This is a genomic window from Adlercreutzia equolifaciens (genome assembly GCF_029076695.1).
GTDB lineage: Bacteria > Actinomycetota > Coriobacteriia > Coriobacteriales > Eggerthellaceae > Adlercreutzia > Adlercreutzia equolifaciens_A.
Window position 1 is genome coordinate 302,858 of sequence record NZ_JARFIK010000001.1, and the last position, 16,919, is coordinate 319,776.

14 protein-coding genes are annotated in these 16,919 nt (G+C 60.8%); 2 read left to right on the forward strand and 12 right to left on the reverse strand.

Features of this window, described 5'->3' with window-relative positions:
• Positions 1-27 precede the first annotated feature (27 nt).
• The 9 genes from PZH32_RS00990 to PZH32_RS14115 form a co-directional block, all read right to left on the reverse strand.
• Entirely contained in the window at positions 28-1,566 is a 1,539-nt protein-coding gene (locus PZH32_RS00990) for a sensor histidine kinase (RefSeq protein ID WP_275205770.1), read from the reverse strand.
• Positions 1,566-2,333 carry a response regulator transcription factor gene (locus PZH32_RS00995; protein WP_275205771.1) on the reverse strand — a complete coding sequence of 256 codons (768 nt, stop codon included), beginning with the start codon at positions 2,331-2,333 and terminating at the stop codon, positions 1,566-1,568. The genes PZH32_RS00990 and PZH32_RS00995 overlap by 1 nt, the downstream gene beginning before the upstream one ends.
• Before the next feature lie 113 nt (positions 2,334-2,446).
• A complete protein-coding gene (locus PZH32_RS01000) occupies positions 2,447-3,484 on the reverse strand; it encodes a Na/Pi cotransporter family protein (RefSeq protein WP_275205772.1) in 1,038 nt (345 codons plus the stop codon).
• A gap of 172 nt (positions 3,485-3,656) precedes the next feature.
• Positions 3,657-3,977 (reverse strand): type II toxin-antitoxin system HicB family antitoxin, encoded by a 321-nt coding sequence (locus tag PZH32_RS01005; RefSeq protein ID WP_275205773.1) that lies wholly within the window; start codon positions 3,975-3,977, stop codon positions 3,657-3,659.
• Positions 3,970-4,218 carry a toxin HicA gene (locus tag PZH32_RS01010; protein ID WP_275205774.1) on the reverse strand — a complete coding sequence of 83 codons (249 nt, stop codon included), beginning with the start codon at positions 4,216-4,218 and terminating at the stop codon, positions 3,970-3,972. Before PZH32_RS01010 ends, PZH32_RS01005 begins: the two co-directional genes overlap by 8 nt.
• Positions 4,219-4,405: 187 nt before the next feature.
• Positions 4,406-6,751, reverse strand: a complete 2,346-nt coding sequence (locus PZH32_RS01015) for an anaerobic ribonucleoside triphosphate reductase (protein ID WP_275206885.1) — start codon at positions 6,749-6,751, stop codon at positions 4,406-4,408.
• A gap of 556 nt (positions 6,752-7,307) precedes the next feature.
• Positions 7,308-8,216, reverse strand: a complete 909-nt coding sequence (locus tag PZH32_RS01020; RefSeq protein WP_275205775.1) for a homocysteine S-methyltransferase family protein — start codon at positions 8,214-8,216, stop codon at positions 7,308-7,310.
• 399 nt (positions 8,217-8,615) lie between these two features.
• Positions 8,616-9,482: a dimethyl sulfoxide reductase anchor subunit family protein gene (locus PZH32_RS01025; protein WP_275205776.1), complete on the reverse strand. Its 867-nt coding sequence runs from the start codon at positions 9,480-9,482 to the stop codon at positions 8,616-8,618.
• Positions 9,479-9,874: a 4Fe-4S dicluster domain-containing protein gene (locus PZH32_RS14115; RefSeq protein WP_343074494.1), complete on the reverse strand. Its 396-nt coding sequence runs from the start codon at positions 9,872-9,874 to the stop codon at positions 9,479-9,481. Before PZH32_RS14115 ends, PZH32_RS01025 begins: the two co-directional genes overlap by 4 nt.
• Between PZH32_RS14115 and PZH32_RS14120 the strand changes: the two genes are divergently transcribed.
• On the forward strand, positions 9,785-10,168 hold the full coding sequence (locus PZH32_RS14120; protein WP_343074498.1) for a hypothetical protein: 384 nt from the start codon (positions 9,785-9,787) through the stop codon (positions 10,166-10,168). The genes PZH32_RS14115 and PZH32_RS14120 overlap by 90 nt on opposite strands.
• 238 nt (positions 10,169-10,406) lie before the next feature.
• Here the strand turns inward: PZH32_RS14120 and PZH32_RS01035 are convergent, their stop codons facing one another.
• Both PZH32_RS01035 and PZH32_RS01040 read right to left on the reverse strand, forming a co-directional pair.
• Complete coding sequence (locus PZH32_RS01035; protein ID WP_275205777.1) at positions 10,407-11,024, reverse strand: 4Fe-4S dicluster domain-containing protein; 618 nt, start codon at positions 11,022-11,024, stop codon at positions 10,407-10,409.
• 14 nt (positions 11,025-11,038) lie between these two features.
• The gene (locus PZH32_RS01040) at positions 11,039-13,492 is read right to left on the reverse strand and encodes a DMSO/selenate family reductase complex A subunit (protein ID WP_275205778.1); all 2,454 of its coding nucleotides are present in this window, start codon (positions 13,490-13,492) and stop codon (positions 11,039-11,041) included.
• A gap of 415 nt (positions 13,493-13,907) precedes the next feature.
• Between PZH32_RS01040 and PZH32_RS01045 the strand changes: the two genes are divergently transcribed.
• Positions 13,908-15,371 (forward strand): LuxR family transcriptional regulator, encoded by a 1,464-nt coding sequence (locus tag PZH32_RS01045; RefSeq protein WP_275205779.1) that lies wholly within the window; start codon positions 13,908-13,910, stop codon positions 15,369-15,371.
• A gap of 924 nt (positions 15,372-16,295) precedes the next feature.
• Here the strand turns inward: PZH32_RS01045 and PZH32_RS01050 are convergent.
• Entirely contained in the window at positions 16,296-16,832 is a 537-nt protein-coding gene (locus tag PZH32_RS01050; protein ID WP_275205780.1) for a hypothetical protein, read from the reverse strand.
• Positions 16,833-16,919 lie beyond the last annotated feature (87 nt).

Below are 16,919 nucleotides of genomic sequence, written 5' to 3' on the forward strand. Positions count from 1 at the left end.
CTTCAGCATCATAGCAAACTCTTGCCCCTAGGACGATAACGGCTCCTCAGGAGCCAGGGGCAGCCGCACCGTGAAGGTGGTGCCCTGGCCTTCTTCGCTTTCCAGACTCACTTCGCCGCCGTGATAGAGGGCCGCGTGCTTGACAATGGCCAACCCCAAGCCCGTGCCGCCGGTTTCCTTGGAGCGACTTTTGTCCAAGCGGTAGAAGCGCTCGAAGATCTTCTCCTGGGCCTCAAGGGGAATGCCCGCGCCTGTGTCGCTTACACGCACGACGGCTTCCCGCGGGGGGTGCGCTGCGGCCGTTGCCGAGACCGCAGCGTCGCCGTCGCCGAGCGCCGCACCGGCTTCGGGGCCGCGCGCACTGCTGCGGCCTTGCGCCGTTCCCTCTTCGCCCATAAGCGCTGCGCCCTCGGCCATCTCCTCGGTTACCTGCACTTGCACGGCGCCGCCTTCGTGGTTGTAGCGTACCGCGTTCTCCACCAGGTTGTAGATCATCTGCTCCAGCAAGAGCTCGCTGCCCTCTACCCATACAGGCACCGTCTCAAGCGAGACCACGACGCCGGCTTCGTGAGCAGGCGCGGCCAATCGGTGCACTACGTGATCGGCCACCGCCGCCAGGTTGACGGGGCCGGTCTGGGCGATATCGCCCGAAGACTCATCGAGACGCGAGAGCACCAGCACATCATTGATGAGCGCGCGCATAGCCTGGGATTCTTCGTAGATAAGCCCGGCGAAGCGCGGCACCTCCTCGGCGGGAACCATATTGTTGGCCATCAATTCCGCATAGCCGGAAATAACCTGGAGCGGCGTTTTCATTTCATGGGATACGTTGGCCGAGAAGTCGCGACGCAGGCTCTCCGCCCGGGCCAGCTCCTCGTTCTGGGCGCGCAAGGTACGCTGCTGCGAATCGATGCGCTCGAGCAAGGGCTGCATTTCGGCATAGGCCGCATTGTCCAGCGGCGATGACACGTCCAAATTATCGAGGGGTCTCATCAAGTGGCGCGTCAGCAGGCGCGAGAGCACCAACACCAGCACCACGGCCGCCAGCAGCGCCAAGGCAACGGGCATCATTAAGTCGGTGGCGAAGAACGCAATAAGCGAGGCGCGCGTCTCGGCAAGACGCACCACCGAGCCGTTTGACAACGGGGCCGCCGCATAAAGGGTATCGGCGTTGAGCGTCGTGGAGTGGCGGCTGGTGGCCCCTTCGCCACTTTCTAACGCCGCGCGTACTTCGGGGCGGTCGGCGTGATTCTCCCACGAAGCACCATCTGCGGGGGCGGCACTGTCGAACAGCACGGCGCCGTTAGCATCGATGAGGGTATAGCGCACCGCTCCGTCGAACTGCTCGGCAAGCACAGCCGGCCGCGCGTCGACAGGCTCCTCGTCAAGCACCGCCGCGGCGCGATGGGCCTGGGCCAGCAGCTTCGCCGAGGCATCGTGCTCAAGGGAGATATAGAAGATGCCCGTGATAACCACCGAGAACAGCACAATGCCCACCAGGGCGAAGGCAAGCACGCTGCGGAAGATACGCCCCGAGAGGCTCATGGCCTCCTTCAAGGGCGCCATTACTGGCTCTCCCCCTGGAACACGTAGCCCACGCCGCGCACCGTGGCAATGGCCTGCTCAGCTCCTGGAGCCGCGGCAGCCAGCTTCTGTCGCAAGGTTTTCACATGGGCGTCCACTGTGCGCGTTTCGCCGGCATAAAGCACATCCCACACCATTTCCAACAGCTGATCGCGGGTTAGCACGCGGCCCTCGTTCTCCATGAGCACGCGCAGCAAATCGAATTCCTTGACCGTCAGCGGCACCTTTTGGCCCTGGGCTTTCACCCGATGAGCCGCCAGGGACAGCTCGATGGGGCCGCTCTGCAGGACATCGGCAGAGGAAGGACGATCGGACGACGAGGCTTCATGCCTGTCGGACGCGGGGACCGGCGATGCCGATGGCGCGGGGCGCGCGGCCCGACGCAGCAGTGCGTTGACCCGCGAGATAAGCTCCATCATGCCGAAGGGCTTCGCCAGGTAGTCGTCGGCACCGGCATCAAGGCCGCACACGGCGTCGTACTCGGTGCCCTTCGCCGTCAGCATCATGACGGGAATGTTCTCGGTGGCTGCATCGGCGCGCAGCTGGCGCAGCAGCTCGAGTCCGTCCACGCCGGGAAGCATGATGTCGAGGAGCACGGCCTGAGGGGCTTCCTGGCGGCATGCTTCCATAAGGTCCGAGCCGTCGGGGAAGGCGCGCACGGCAAACCCGGCCTGACGTAGGGCGTAGCTGGTCAAGTCGCGAATGTGCTCGTCGTCTTCCACGTAGAATATGAGGGGCTGATCGGCCATGGATCTCCTTCAGTTGCTGCCATCGCCTATTGTACGACGAGGGGGACGGCCACACGGCCGCCCCCGAAGTAAGCGTGACGTTCCTGATGAACTTCTGGGACGGGCGTCCTCTTTTAGGCCGCAGCGCCGTCGGGCATCCAAGGCGTCTCGCGATCGCGCAAGGGATCACGAGGCCGGCGCGGCTTCTCGGGCAGCAGCGCCATAACCATGCGCACCATAAGGGACACCAGGGGCAGCCAGATCAGGGTCATAGACACGTTGAAGAGCGTGTGAGCGTTGGCAATCTGGCGCGCGATGACCTCCAACTCGGGCCCCGGCGTGATGGCCGTGATGACCCCGGCGAAGGGACCGATGAGCCACACGAACAGCAAGCACCCCGACAGGTTGAAGATGCAGTGGGCCAGGGCCACCCGCTTGGCGTCGCGCGACTGCCCGATGGCGGCCATGAGCGCCGTAATGCACGTGCCCAGGTTGTCGCCCAGCAGAATGGGAATGGCGCCGTGCAGGCCAATGATGCTGGCCCCGTCGATGCCCGGCTGAGCCGCGAAGTTCTGAAGCACCGCGATGGTGGCGCTGGAGCTTTGCACCACGACCGTCATCAAGGTGCCCACCAGCACTCCCAGCAACGGCACGCCCACCACCTCGGCAATCATATCGGTGAAGACCGGGTTCGTGGCCAAAGGCTTCATGACGCCGCCCATGGTGTCGATGCCCAGGAACAAAAGGCCGAAGCCGAAGACGGCGCGGCCGCCCAGCTTGATGTTCTGCTGCTTCGCCAAACTCATGATGACAAAGCCCACGAACACGATGGCCAATACGTAGTCGGACAGCTTGAAGGCAATGATCTGCGCCGTAATGGTGGTGCCGATGTTTGCGCCCATGATGATGGGGATGGCCTGGCGCAGCTTCATCAGGCCCGCCGACACGAAACCGATGGTCATAACCGTGGTGGCGCTGGAGCTTTGCAGCACGGCCGTAGCCACGGCGCCGGCCAACACGCCGATCACGGGGTTCTTGGTAACCGCCGCCAAAATGGAGCGCATGCGGTCGCCCGCAGCATCCTGCAAGCTGCCGCTCATGAGGTTCATACCGTAGAGAAAAATGGCCAGACCGCCCAGAAGGCCCAGTCCGATCTGCATCAACTCCTGCACTGCTTCTCCTTCACCGGGGCGCCTCGACGCCGCCGCTCGCTTTTCGCCCAGACGCATCGGGGCGCACGTTGACTGTTTCAGCGAGACAGCAGTCTAAGGAACCCGTGAGAGAACCATGTAAGGCGAATGTAAAGGGAAAGTGAAATTTCGACGGTGCGAGAGAAACGTACCTCTACAGTCGGGAAACTACCAACTGGTTGAGCGACACATGCTGTTCGGCTGCCTCGATGGCAAGCTGACGATGCTTCTCGGGCGGCATACGCAGAGCGAACTTTCCCGAGTAAGATCGGCTGGCAAAAGGAGCCGGGGCGGTCTCCCCCGCAGCGGCCATGTCTTCCAGCACGCACCCCACAATATCGACAATGCCGAAAAACGCATCGGCCTGAGTTTCCTCTACGCAAGAGAGCGAGGGGAACTCCGCCACGGTTGCGATATAGGCTCCATCTTCCTGAGACCACCATACCCGATAGGCATAATCTTCTGGTTTAGGCATGCTCTTCCTCCAACCGCTCAATGGCTTTCAGGACTTGCTTAACCTGATAGGCAGCTACTTCTCCGTGCCTGTTCTGGATGTTGATGCGAGGGTCTCCCCGCCACGGCATTTGATAGATCCTATGGGACCCTCGCATGCGCGGACTTCCGAAAAAGTGATCGCATACTTTCGCCACTTCGTCGAAGGGCAACGGACCGCTCGCTCTTTTCATCTTGTCGAGCAGCTTCTCGATACTCCCCATATACGCCCCCTTATAGTATCGTATATGATATCACTGTTCAAGCGATGACCTTATGTTTCTAGAATAGAGGGTGTCGCTGGGAAGCCGTTTCTTCAGAACCGAACGGTTCCCAGCTTTCTGCACAAAAAGAGGGAGCCCGAAGGCTCCCTCTTCTGCGTGCTGTGCGGGATGGCGGGTGACGGCGCCGCTACTCAGCGGCCTCGTCCGTTGCGGGCACGTCGTGCTTTACGCGGTCGTGCTCTTCGGCGCGCTTGGCGTCGTTGAAGCGATCGAGCGTGCCTACCAGATAGCCCGTGATGCGGCGGATGCGCTCGAAGGGCTGCTGGTGCTCGGCCTCGGTGCGGCCGCACTTGGGGCACACGTCCTCGATGATGCCGTTGTAGCCGCACACCGGATCACGGTCGACCGGATGGTTCACCGAGCCGTAGCCCATGCCGCAGTCCTTCATGTAGCGGATAACGCTCTCGAAGGCCTCCAGGTTGTCCGTCGGGTCGCCGTCGAGCTCGATGTAGCTGATGTGACCGCCGTTGGTAAGCGCGTGGTAGGGCGCCTCCTTGGCAATCTTGTCGAAAGCGGAAATGTCGTAGTACACCGGCACGTGGAAGCCGTTGGTGTAGTAGTCGCGATCGGTGACGCCGGGGATGACGCCGTAGCGGGCGCGGTCCATGCGCACGAAGCGGCCGGACAGACCCTCGGCCGGCGTGGCGATGAGGGTGTAGTTCATGCCGCGCTCGCGGGAGATGCGGTCGCAGTAGCTGCGCATATGGCCCACGATCTCCAGGCCCAGGCGCTGCGCCTCGGCCGACTGGCCGTGATGCTGGCCCGTCAGAGCCACCAGAGCCTCGGCCAAGCCGATGAAGCCCGTGGTGAGCGTGCCGTTCTTCAGCACCTCGCGCTGCTCATCGGAGGGCAGCAGCTTCTCGGAGTCGATCCACACGCCCTGGCCCATGAGGAACGGCGCGTTGTACACATGCTTGCGGGCCTGAATCTCGAAGCGCTCGTCCAGCTGACCGGTGACCAGCTGCAGCTTGGAGTCCAGCAGATCGAAGAACAGGTCCAGGTCGCCCTTGGCGCGAATGGCCAGACGGGGCAGGTTGATGGAGGTGAAGGACAGGTTGCCGCGGCCGGGCGTGACCTCCTTGGAGGGATCGAACACGTTGCCCATAACGCGGGTACGGCAGCCCATGTAGGCAATCTCGGTTTCCGGGGTGCCCTTGTAGTACTGCGCGTTGAAGGGGGCGTCCAGGAAGCTGAAGTTGGGGAACAGGCGCTTGGCCGAGCAGTGCATGGCCAGCTTGAACAGGTCGTAGTTCGGATCCTCGGGGTTGTAGTTCACGCCTTCCTTCACGCGGAAGATCTGCACGGGGAAGATGGGCGTCTCGCCGGAGCCAAGGCCCTCTTCGGTGGCCAGCAGCATGTTCTTGATGACCATGCGGCCCTCAGGACTGGTGTCCATACCGTAGTTCACCGAGCTGAAGGGCGTCTGAGCGCCGGCACGGGAATGCATGGTGTTCAAGTTGTGCACCAGGGCCTCCATGGCCTGGAAGGTCTGGCGGTCGGTGTCGCGGGAGGCGTTCTTCTCGGCATAGGCCACCACGCGCTCAGCGGTGGCAGCATCGATGCCGGCAGCCTCAAGGCCGCTTACCACGGCAGCGCGGAACTCGGGGTCCATGGCCAGCGAGGCCACCACACCCGTGGACTGCTCGATCTGAGCCAGCAGGTTCTCGACGAACTCGCGGTCGTCGGCAATGTCGGACAGCAGGTCGACGCCCTCGGCCACATGCTTCTTGAACAGGCGACGGTAGGTCTTGCGCACGCCCTCGGCCAGGCCGTAGTCGAAATCGCACACCGACTGGCCGCCGTGCTGGTCGTTCTGGTTCGACTGGATGGCGATGCAAGCCAGAGCCGCATAGCTGGAAATGTCATTGGGCTCGCGCAGCACGCCGTGACCTGTGGAGAAGCCGCCCTTGAACAGCTTGCGCAGCTCGATCTGGCAGCAGGTGGTGGTCAGGGTGTAGAAGTCCATGTCATGGATATGGATGTCGCCCTCGCGATGGGCACGGGCGAAGCGCGGGTCGATGACGCACATCTCGTAGAACTGCTTGGCGGACTCGGAGCCGTACTTCAGCATGGTGCCCATGGCCGTGTCGGCGTCGATGTTGGCGTTCTCGCGCTTCATGTCGGAATCGGCCGCCTTGGAGAAGGTGATGTCCTTCAGCGTTTGGATGAGGCGGGAGTTCACGTCGCGCACGCGATTGCGCTCGGCGCGATACAGGATGTAGGCCTTGGCCGTCTGCACGAAGCCGGACTCGATGAGGGTTTCCTCCACCAGGTCCTGGACGCCCTCCACCGTGGGCGTGCCCTCGATGGCGCCGCTCTCCAGCTTGTCGACCACCTTCTGCGCAATTTCCTCGGCCGTGGCACGATCCTGCATGGCAGCACAGGCCTGGAACGACTTCTCCACCGCATCGGCAATCTTCTGGGGATGGAACTCTGCGGTGCGCCCATCGCGCTTGATGATGGTCTTGACCATAGTGACCAAAGTCCTTTCTTTCGAAACCGAACCACAACATGCAGAAGTGCGGCGATGTTTTCCCCATTGCCGCACTTCTCAATTACTTGGGGGGTAAACCCGTGTTTCCGAATACTTTTCCCGCATTCTTTCCACCGGGTTATTAACCAAGTGTCACACAATATATTGTGTTCATGCTTCACTTGGCGGATATATATAGTACTCGGAGAGGTGTTCGGTTGCAATCGAACAAGATGTGTTTTTACGCGTCGAAAAACTCCAAAACTTTTTCTCGCAAACGGGAAACGAGGGACGAAGGAAAGACGCGGCGTGCCCCGCGCGGAGGGATGGAGCGGCCCAAGGAGCCAGAGGTTCCAAAAGCGGCTGCTTTGGTATCTGCTCCTCCGAATCGGCCAAGACGCGACCTGGCCTTTTGCGGCCACCCGTTACCAAAGACTCCGATTTTGACTGTCCAAAGGGAACCAAACGGCGGGATCCTGGAACCTAAAGCATGGGGGAACCGAACCTGCCGTTCCTGGAACCTGAAATGCGGCGGGGCGGGGCGAAGCCAAAGGCGCTACTGGCCCGTGACCACGTCCTGACCCGCCACCGTGGCGGCAAGCACGCCCGTATAGGCAGGCGTGGCGTCGCCGGCGGCGCGGAGAAACTGGACACCGGCGCCACGCAGCACCGTAGCCGCCCCGGTCATGGTGTCGGCGCAGTAGTAGGGGTTCTCATCAGTGGGAGCCTGCTGACGCACATCGCGCTCCTTCACCACCAGTGACACCAGCAAGCACAAGTCGGCACCCATGGCCCCCAGCGCCTCGCGCGCCTCGGCCGCATGCTCGGCCGCCACCGCGGGACGCGCCGTCGTGGCGAAGCCCGCCACCGCGGCGCCGAACTCGGCCATAACCTCCACCGCCTTACGCAGCGTGCCGCGACCAGATGCCAACATGCCGTCCTCCTGAATATCAACCGAGGCGAAAATGGGGGCATCGCTTACCTTGCGCACGCCCATAAGCGCACACTTCAGGTCATCGCAGGTAGTAAAGCCATTCAAGAAGAAGGCATCGAAGGCGCGCCCCTCGAAGAGTTGGGCGGCCCGCGCGTATTGATCGCGGTTTTCGACCAAGGAGCTCTTCGACGACGGATCGAGCGGCAGCCCGCAAGGGCCCAGCTCCACCAACACGTGTTGAGGCGTGAAGGACTCCACCGCCTCTAGGGCCGTAGCTGCCAGCACTTCGCCGCGGCCGTCCATACCCAAAGCCGCTAAACGAGCAGGGGTCAACTCGGCCGTGTCGGCAACAAAGCACTGGGGGCCGGCCACCGCTTCCAGGCGATAGGCCTCCTCGATGGTTTCGGACTCCAGCAGAAGCGCCAGCATCTGCTCACGCTCTCCCTCCACGCCGTGACGGCGCAGCGCACCAGCCACCGGAGAGGAAAGAACCAGCATGTCCTTGAAGAAGCGCAGCGCGATATCCGCCATGGCAACCATCCTTTGCTCGAGGGATCGATGTTTGATTCCATCCTAACGGAAGATGGGCCTTTCCAGAGGATCGCAACCGTTGATTCAGCGAAAACCCCGTCCCAGGGCGAGCGGAAGCTGAGTCGGGGCGAGCGGAGACTCTCCTCCGTTGGAGCGCCCTCTACCGCTGAAATACCTCCGTTTATATGGGGAAATGTCCCAAAAGGTGACCTTCATCATAAAATTCTAACCACGGAGTTTCGAAGTTCCCCTGCTTCGCTCCGTTCTGCTTCATACCCCTTGTGAGCAGACTGCGGCCTCAAGCCGCATTACCCCCTCCTCCGAGGCGGCGAAGTACCCCTCTTCGCCGCCTCATTCTTTTTCTCCCCCAAGATCCTTCTTGCACTTCGAACCGCAGTATCACCAGCCCATTCCCACAGTAAGGTGCATGGCATAGAACGAACAGCGCATGACAAAAACCGCCAACAAAGCGAGCAGGCAGGCGCATATCGCCGCCCATTGAGGGAGCGGACAGCGGCGAAAAATGGCAGCCGCATCCAGCCCCCACGCGGTAGCCCCCAAGACACCGTAGGCGACCACGCACCAGCTGTAGTGCGGCACGAGCTGCATGGCGGTAATGTACGTATTTTCCAGATCGGCAAGGCATTCACCCTGCATCAGATACACCACGACACCTAAACCAAGCGCAGCAATGCATCCAACAAGTAAGGCGCGGCCAAATCCCCCTGCGGTCGCTTTCCTCTGAGCCCATACGAGCACAGCCAGAGCTAAAAGAGGACCCGCCATCGCGGCGTTCAAGCCCGTCAGCAAAGGAACATACGCGGTATTCCAGCTAAGGACGGTTCTACTGGCATACGCAAACGCGATGGCCACCACCATACCCAAAGCCGCCAACGAAGCCGCAACAAGCAGACCTCGAGAGAACCCCCGCCGATATCGTTCAGCATACTGGTACATCCATTGCACACCTGCAATGCCGAGAAACACTACGGCGGTGGCCACTTCGGTGGAAAGAGGGCTCTGTCCTACGCGCGAAAGCACATAGAGCGCATTCTCAGGATTGCCTAGATGGGTTGCGGAAGCCACAAGACCCACCAGCACCACCATGAGCGGCGCCAGTAAAAATCGCTGAATGCGTCGTGAGGCATCCTGGTCCGCGCCGAAAGAAGCAAGAGCCAGCAGGATGTACGCCACGGCGCCAGCGGGCGCCAGCGTTGTGAACAGAACGAGCGTAATCTCTTCAAGAGCAAGCGAAAAACCAGTCATAAACTTTTCCAGACGCCAGCATTTTCGACCCGCCCCGCCGGCATCTCTGCAGAATCAGCCTGGGGGCTAGGCGTTACGAACAAGTTGGGCTCGGTCTCGGAGGAGGGTGGGAAAGGAGCACAATCGGCACGAGGAGCCCGACGCCCCAATTCCTCACGAGGCCCGAACGAAAGCGCCCGAGCGGGGCAGGCCTCGACGCACACCGGCTGTTTCTGAACCAGAAGGCGCTCCTGGCAACCCGTGCATTTCACCGAGCGGCCAAGATGTCGATCGACCTTTGGCGCCCCGTAGGGGCACGAAAGATGGCAATAGCCACACCCAATACATTTTCGGGCATCAACCTGCATAAAGCCAAACGTTTCGTCGCGATGCATGGCGCCTGTAGGGCACACTTCAGCACAGGCTGGTCGATTGCAGTGATTGCAGGAGAAAGAGACGGCATAGGCAGCGCACGTCGTTTGATGGTAACCACTCTGCGTGCGCTCGGTCTGACCGACCACGTAGTCGACGGCCTTGCGATAAGAGAAACCGATATCCAAACCATGGTAGTCACGGCAGGCGAACACGCAGGTTTGACATCCAGTGCAGCGCGTGCCGTCGAGATAGAAAGCCATCGGCTCCATTGCGTCTTCCCCTTTCGTGCCTCTTCAGTATACTTCAGGATCGCCAAGCGATGGGCTCCCTGACCTTCCGTCAACGCTCAGTCTGTGCAGATCAAAGCATCTTCTTACCCAAAGGATCATCGTTGCTTCCTAGGAGCTCGGCAACCTGCCGTAGCCCCCACAAGCTTCTAACCCTCCCCTCCGAAAGAAGGGAAGCCGCCAGTCGAACAACTGGCGGCTCTTCCCAGAAGGGAGGGCTTTATCAATGACCCCGACTTCCCAGCAAGCCATCGCTGGGCATGCTTCAGAAGTACAACTCCGATTAAGCCAGCTCAGCCGAGTTGGCCACTTCACCGTCGGACGAGTCGGCTCCACGCGCATCGGCGCTTGCCTTGATGAACAGGTTCGGCGTCGTCTCGCTGACCGAGGGCAACGGCGCAATATCGGCGCGCTCGCCCAGCGCTGCCATGGCGTCGGCCTCACCGAAGTTCAGAGCGCGCGCCGGACACGAGGTCACACAGGCCGGCTTACCGCCAGCGGCCACCAAGTCGGCGCAGCCGTCGCACTTGACCGACTTCTTGGTCTCCTCATTTACGTGGGGCGCACCATAGGGGCACACATTTGCGCAGGTGCCGCACCCGATGCACTTCTCGGGATCGGAAGACACGAAGCCGGTTTCGGGATCCTTCTCGATAGCGCCTTGCGGGCAGTTGGCGTAACAGACCGGGCTGTCGCAATGATTGCACGCCACCGACACCGTGTAGGCAAAGCAGGTAGTGGCGAAGGCATCGGCAGACTTCTCAGTAGCACCGCCGGCATACTCGTACACGCGCCGATAGGCCTCGCCCGTGTTCAGGTTCTTTTTGTCTTTGCAAGCTAGCACGCAGGTTTTGCAGCCAGTGCAGCGTGCGTTGTCAAAATAGAAAGCGTATTGAGCCATAGTACGTCCCTCCCTTAGGCCTTGACCACTTGGCAGATGTTAGTGTGCTGGGGGTTCGCCTTCGCCACTGGCGTAGGTCGCTGAGTGGTCAGCGTGTTGATGTTGCCACCTTTGTCCACGCGGTCGCCGTTCATGTCGGCGTCGTGCCACGCGCCCTGAGCGCAGGCCACGGTGCCGGCCACAATACGCGGCGTCACCTTCGCCACCAGCTCCATCTCGCCGAAGGAGTTCTTCACGCGTACGGTGTCGCCCTGCTGGATGCTGCGCTCGGCGGCATCGGAGGGATTGATCCACAGCTCCTGGGGGTTCAGCTCCTTCAAAAGCTCCACGTTGCCGAAAGAGGAGTGAATGCGCGCCGAGCCATGGAAGCCCGACAACATGAGCGGATACTCCTCCGTCACCGTCTCAACGCCGTACCATTCGGGCATGTACACGGGAATGGGCGCCGGAGTGCCCAGGTCGGCGAAGGTGTCGTCCTCCTGGAACTCCCAGCCCTCGACATCGGCCAGCAGCTTCTCGGAGAATATCTCGATCTTGCCCGAAGGCGTTCCCAGCGGCGCGCCGACGGGATCCTCGCGATAGGCAGCCAGCGGGTTGGTCTTCTCACCCTTGCGCACGACAAAACCCTGCTCCATAAATTCATCGTAGGTCGGCAGCTCAGGATCGGCCTCCAGCGTGGTGGCATAGGCCTCGCGCATCAGATCGTCGACGGTCTTGCCGCCTTGGGTGTATTCGTCGCCGATGCCCATCTTCTCGGCAATGAGGCTGGCAATCTCATAGCAGGTCTTGCGCTCGAACTTTGCCGAAGTGCAGGGCTGGCTGGCCACGATATGAGCGTTCACGCCGCCGTTGTTGCTCATGCCTACCTGCTCGAAGGGGAACAGGTCGGGCAGCAGGATATCGGCGTACTTCATAGAGTCAGTGAGCATCGTGTCGATGCCGAGGATAAACTCGCACTTCGTCTCGTCGGCCAGCACGTCGTGGGAGTGATTGATGTCACTGTGCTGGTTGGTAAGCGCATTGCCGGCCCAGCTGATAATGCACTTGATGCCCACCGACAGCTTATCGGCTCCCTGAACGCCGCCTTTGGTGGCGGTCATGGAGTCGGGATCCTCGATGGCGTTGATGTAAGAGAAGATGGGAATCTTCGTGGTCACCGGATTCTCGCCCGGGGCCACCGAGCCCAGCATAATGCCGTTCTTGCCCTCTCGAGAGCCGGAATTGGTACCGGGAAGACCCACCTGACCCAGAAGACAGGGCAGCGTCATGATGGCCCACGAGGCATGCTCGCCGTTGCTGCGGCGCTGAATGCCCCAGCCCTGGGCGATGTACACCGGGCTCGTCGTGCCCAGCTCCTCGGCGAGCGACGCGATGCGCTCAGCCGGAATGCCCGTGATTTTGGCGGCCCACTCCGGCGTTTTCTCTACCTTGTCGTAGCCCGTGCCCATGATGTAATCCCGGTAGGACATGGCCTTGCCCTTATAGGCTTCAGGCATGGTTTCCTCGTCGAAACCAACACAGAACTCATGAAGGAAGTCGAGGTCGACCCAATCGTTCTCGATGAGCTCGTGGGCCAGAGCAGCCACCAGCGCGGCGTCGGTGCCCGGATTGATGGGAATCCACTCGTCGGAATGGCCGTACATGGCTGAGTTCATGCGCGGGTCGATGTTGTAGATCTTCGCGTTGGTGTTTTCGCGCAAGTGCGTCCAGTCGTAGTGGGCGATATTGCCGCCCTGGCGCGTCTCGGCCAGGCTGTTGCCGAACATGAGAATAAGATTGGCATCCTCGGCCACGTTGAGCGGCGAACCGAGCCCGTACCAGTTGATGCCGTACATGTACATGGCGCTGAACTGGGCTGCTCCCGTCGAGTAGTCGCCGTAGTAGCCTAAATAACCACCGAGCATGCACATCAGACGGGTGAGGGAGTTGTTGCTCATGGAATCCATGGAGGTGGCCACGCCCGACATCTGCGGGAAGAAGATGGCCTCGTTCCCGTAGGTATCGATAATGCGACGCAGCTCGTCAGCAATAATAGTGGTAGCCTCGTCCCAGGAAATTTGCTCGAAAGCACCTTCGCCGCGTTTGCCCACACGCTTCATGGGGTAGCTCAAACGATCGGGATGGTTCATCCAACGACGGTAAGTGCGACCGCGCAGGCAGGCACGGGGCTGAGGCTCGTCGAAGTCGGCATCGGGCGTGCCGCAGCTTTCCACCCAGGTTACCTCATCATCGGTAACGTGGAATTTAAGCGAGCAACGACCATGACAGTTCAGGGCGCAGAAGCCCCATGTGGTTTTGTCGTCCACGGGAACCGTGGGAGCGCTCGTATTAGCCAATTCGGTTTCTTCGGCCTGTGGGGCACAGCCAAACAGCGTTGCGCCGCCCAGAGCGGCAGTGCTCAGACCGGCGACGGCCGTCCCCTTCATGAACGAACGGCGAGAAACAGCGTGTTTTGTTGCTTGGGCCATCTTCTCCTCCTTGCTTCTCCTCTTTGTTCACAATTCGCGACGCAGACTGCGTGGCTCCACGTCGCGAATCGGGTGAAATTGTAGGCAAGAGTCAGGCCAACCGTGTTACATAAAACGTGTACATTTTGCATTTTCCCAGGTCAAAGTAGGCATGCAGCCCTCGCCAATCTTGTCGTTGCGCTCTCTGCTTCGGCCTCGCCCCCTCTATACTTAGCACGAGAGAAACAAGAAAAGGAGAGCATCTATGAGCAGCACACCGTGGCTTGGAGCCCTTCAGCCTAACGCCACTTCTTTCGGCTATGCTGCCTTTCTTGCCGTGAACGCCGTAGGCACCTGGGGAGGCGTGTTCCCCTTCCTGCCCCTCAAACTCCAAGAGCCTCTTTTCCTTCTGTGCTTCTCGGTAGCTCAGTCCATTATGTTTGCACTGGTATTTTTTGCCAGCGTACTTGAGGCATTTTTTCTTCCTCGCGCTGTTCGTCGCTTCATCGTGCGACTGTCTTCGCTGCCCTATCTTGCCGGGTGGGGTCTTCTGATTGCCGCCATGTACCTTGACGGTTGGGTTGTCCCCCTCATGATAGGCGCAGGCGCGCTTATCGGAGTCGGCTCGGCCGGGTTTTACCTTTTGTGGCAACGTCTTTTTGCCAGCCAAGACTCCGATGCCGGCGACCGCGACCTCATCCTCGGTACTGCCATCGCCTCGTTGTTCTATTTTGCGCTCTATCTCATTCCCCGCGCTGTTACGGTATACCTCATTCCTTTGGTTATCACCCCGTTTTTCGCCTTGGCCATTGCCCTTAAGAGCCGCACAATCAACCTCGAACAACCAATGTTCGAAGACGACCCGCGCTCCAACCCTCTCGTCTATCGACAAACAGCCCTTATGCTGATGAGGCCCGCGCTCTGCATTGGGTCGCTTGGTCTCTGTTCGGGCCTGGTGCGAGCCCTCGCCATCGAAGATCCTACGGTAGGATCGTTCGTCAATGGTCTCTCCATGGGCGCTTCTTTTGTTGCCGCTATCGCCTTTCTAGCGCTGTGGCGGGGCAAGGGAGTGCGGCTGAACGTAGTTGCACTCTTCCGAGTGGTGTTTCCTTTGGTGATTACCGGCTTCCTGCTGCTACCCTTTTTGGGCGCGCCCTATGCCCGGTGGCTGTCGGCCCTTTTGTACGCCGCCTACAGCGTAGCCCTCATGTTAATGATGATCCAATGCGCCCAGCTATCGCGCGATCGAGGAACGAGTCCGCTGTTTGTCTACGGCCTGTTCGGTGGCATCGTCTACACACTTCACGATGCAGGATTTCTCGGAGCGGCCCTCGCTGAACAGCCGGCCATCCCCGGTATGAGCACCTATGCCGTCGTTGCCTTAGGGGCCGTGTATCTGCTTGGCTTCATGTATTTCTTCGGACAGGGAGGCTTTCGCCACGCTGTTAGCGCTGGTCGAGCGCCCCTTCCCGATGTCGAGCTCATCCCGCCGGCGTCACTACCGCTGGCGGGAAACGGGTCCGCGCCACTTGCAGCCAGACGGCCCCTCGCACGCCACCAATCCTCGGAAGAGGACGCCCCTCCCAGCAGTACCTCTGCCGGGGCCACCGCTTCCTTCACCCCTCCCTCGCCACCACAGGATCATGAGCCCATCTATCAAGATCGCACTTCGAAGCAAGTAGCTTGCGTGCAACAGGCTTTCGGCTTGAGCGCGAGGGAGGCAGAGGTGATGGGTCACCTTGCCCGCGGCAAAACCGTAGCGCGCGTTGCGGAGGAGCTGATCATTTCCGAAAACACCGTGCGCATGCACTCAAAGCGTATCTACGCCAAATTGAACGTGCATAAAAAGCAGGAGCTCATCGACCTTGTCGAATCGTTCGACCCCCCTGCCGATCTTTAGTTCGCGCACTTACCAAATTCCGCTGGCGGAAAGGACGGGCGCCCTCCCCAACACAAGATTAACCCGCGCTGTACTTACAAGGGAGTCGAGCCGGACGGGCGACGCGGGGATAGGGAGCAGGTCTGCTCGTGAACAGCTTTCACTTCCATCGCCTGGCCCGAACCAGTCGCTCCCTGGGTCCACGCCTGCCTGCCGCCCCCATCGAGTCCGCACCCGCTCTGGCACCCGCGAAACATGCCGTGGTCAAAACAAGCTTCAAGTTGATGGTTTTGCCCGATTCGGGGCTTTTAGGGTCGAAAACCGCTCGAGGCGGGGGTTTGGATCGGAAAACGCGTCCCGATTGACCACCTCCTGGTCGATTAGGGCGCGTTTTCCATCCAATCGGCGCTTTCGGGCGGGCAAAAGCCCCGCCTCGATGGATTTTCGACCTTAATCGCCGCGTTTCGGGCAAAAGCCCCGCCTCGGGCCTATTTTGACCACCGGGTGCAGTGCCCATGACCGCTGCACTGGGCCAGGGATAGCGCGAGCGCACAGTGGCACTACCTCGCGACCTTTTTGACCATCAGGAGCAGGGCTCTCGACCGCCAGTACTGGATCGACGGCGTTGCAGGCGCACGATAACGCTATCTCGGCACTTTTCCTGACCACTCCACGCAGGGTAGGCGAAAACAGGAGCAACCGAGAGCCTGCTTGGAGCCCTTCTGGCCACCTGCGACAGGGATGAGCGGCGTGCCGCGAAATGCATCCGAAAACACCGTGGGCCCTTGACCGCTGCAGGGTCAAGGGCCCACTTATTCAGCCAGATGCCATCATCCAACTGCATCTTTGCTCAAACTGCCGCGACGGCACCCGCCCGCACCCCGTCGCGGGGCGCGTTGACGTGCCGCCGGCAAGCCAGCGCCACGAGCGCCACGGTCGTGTTCGTTACTCGGCCGGCTCTTCGTCGACCTCGATGTCGGCCTCGTCGACGTCGAGGTACTTCTCCTCGATGTCCTCGTCGGCGTAGTCCACCGGCTCCTTCAGCTGCTCCATGAAGTTCGGAGCCTCGCCGATGTAGGCCGCTTCGGACTCGAAGGTGTAGGCACCTTCCTCGTCCACGGTGTAGAGATAGGCCACGGCGTAGCCCGTATCAGCACCCGGCTCACCGCCTTCGGCGATGATGGCGTCCTTGACGCCGTCATCGGTCTCGATATAGCCGTCGTAGCAGAAGGCATAGGCGCCAGCACCGCGAGCTCCGCGCACATTGGCCTCGGCGGCCGCGAAGCACTCCTCGGCCGAATCGCCGGGATGAGACTCGATGAACAAGTTGTCCTTCACAATAAGGGACGTGAAGGGAATCAGGTCCTCGCCGTTATTGATCTTCTCCTTGGCCTCGTCCAGGGAGAACACCAGTACACGCTCCAACTCCTCGGGGATCTCCGGGACTTCCTGGCTGTCATTTTCAACGGTGCGATCGGCCATGACGGCCTCCTTTCTGACATTAGCTTGTCCCTAGTCTAGGCGAAGGGGCAGTTCGTCCATTATAGCCATTGCCCTTGATCGACCAGA

Excerpts from the sequence above, each read along its gene's own strand:
- PZH32_RS01045 (WP_275205779.1), top strand. The coding sequence starts at position 13,908 with ATGTTTGCACTGGTATTTTTTGCCAGCGTACTTGAGGCATTTTTTCTT.
- PZH32_RS00990 (WP_275205770.1), bottom strand. The coding sequence starts at position 1,566 with ATGGCGCCCTTGAAGGAGGCCATGAGCCTCTCGGGGCGTATCTTCCGC.
- PZH32_RS00995 (WP_275205771.1), bottom strand. The coding sequence starts at position 2,333 with ATGGCCGATCAGCCCCTCATATTCTACGTGGAAGACGACGAGCACATT.
- PZH32_RS01020 (WP_275205775.1), bottom strand. The coding sequence starts at position 8,216 with ATGGCGGATATCGCGCTGCGCTTCTTCAAGGACATGCTGGTTCTTTCC.
- PZH32_RS01050 (WP_275205780.1), bottom strand. The coding sequence starts at position 16,832 with ATGGCCGATCGCACCGTTGAAAATGACAGCCAGGAAGTCCCGGAGATC.
- PZH32_RS14120 (WP_343074498.1), top strand. The coding sequence starts at position 9,785 with ATGGCAATAGCCACACCCAATACATTTTCGGGCATCAACCTGCATAAA.
- PZH32_RS01040 (WP_275205778.1), bottom strand. The coding sequence starts at position 13,492 with ATGGCCCAAGCAACAAAACACGCTGTTTCTCGCCGTTCGTTCATGAAG.
- PZH32_RS01005 (WP_275205773.1), bottom strand. The coding sequence starts at position 3,977 with ATGCCTAAACCAGAAGATTATGCCTATCGGGTATGGTGGTCTCAGGAA.
- PZH32_RS01010 (WP_275205774.1), bottom strand. The coding sequence starts at position 4,218 with ATGGGGAGTATCGAGAAGCTGCTCGACAAGATGAAAAGAGCGAGCGGT.
- PZH32_RS01025 (WP_275205776.1), bottom strand. The coding sequence starts at position 9,482 with ATGACTGGTTTTTCGCTTGCTCTTGAAGAGATTACGCTCGTTCTGTTC.
- PZH32_RS01035 (WP_275205777.1), bottom strand. The coding sequence starts at position 11,024 with ATGGCTCAATACGCTTTCTATTTTGACAACGCACGCTGCACTGGCTGC.
- PZH32_RS01015 (WP_275206885.1), bottom strand. The coding sequence starts at position 6,751 with ATGGTCAAGACCATCATCAAGCGCGATGGGCGCACCGCAGAGTTCCAT.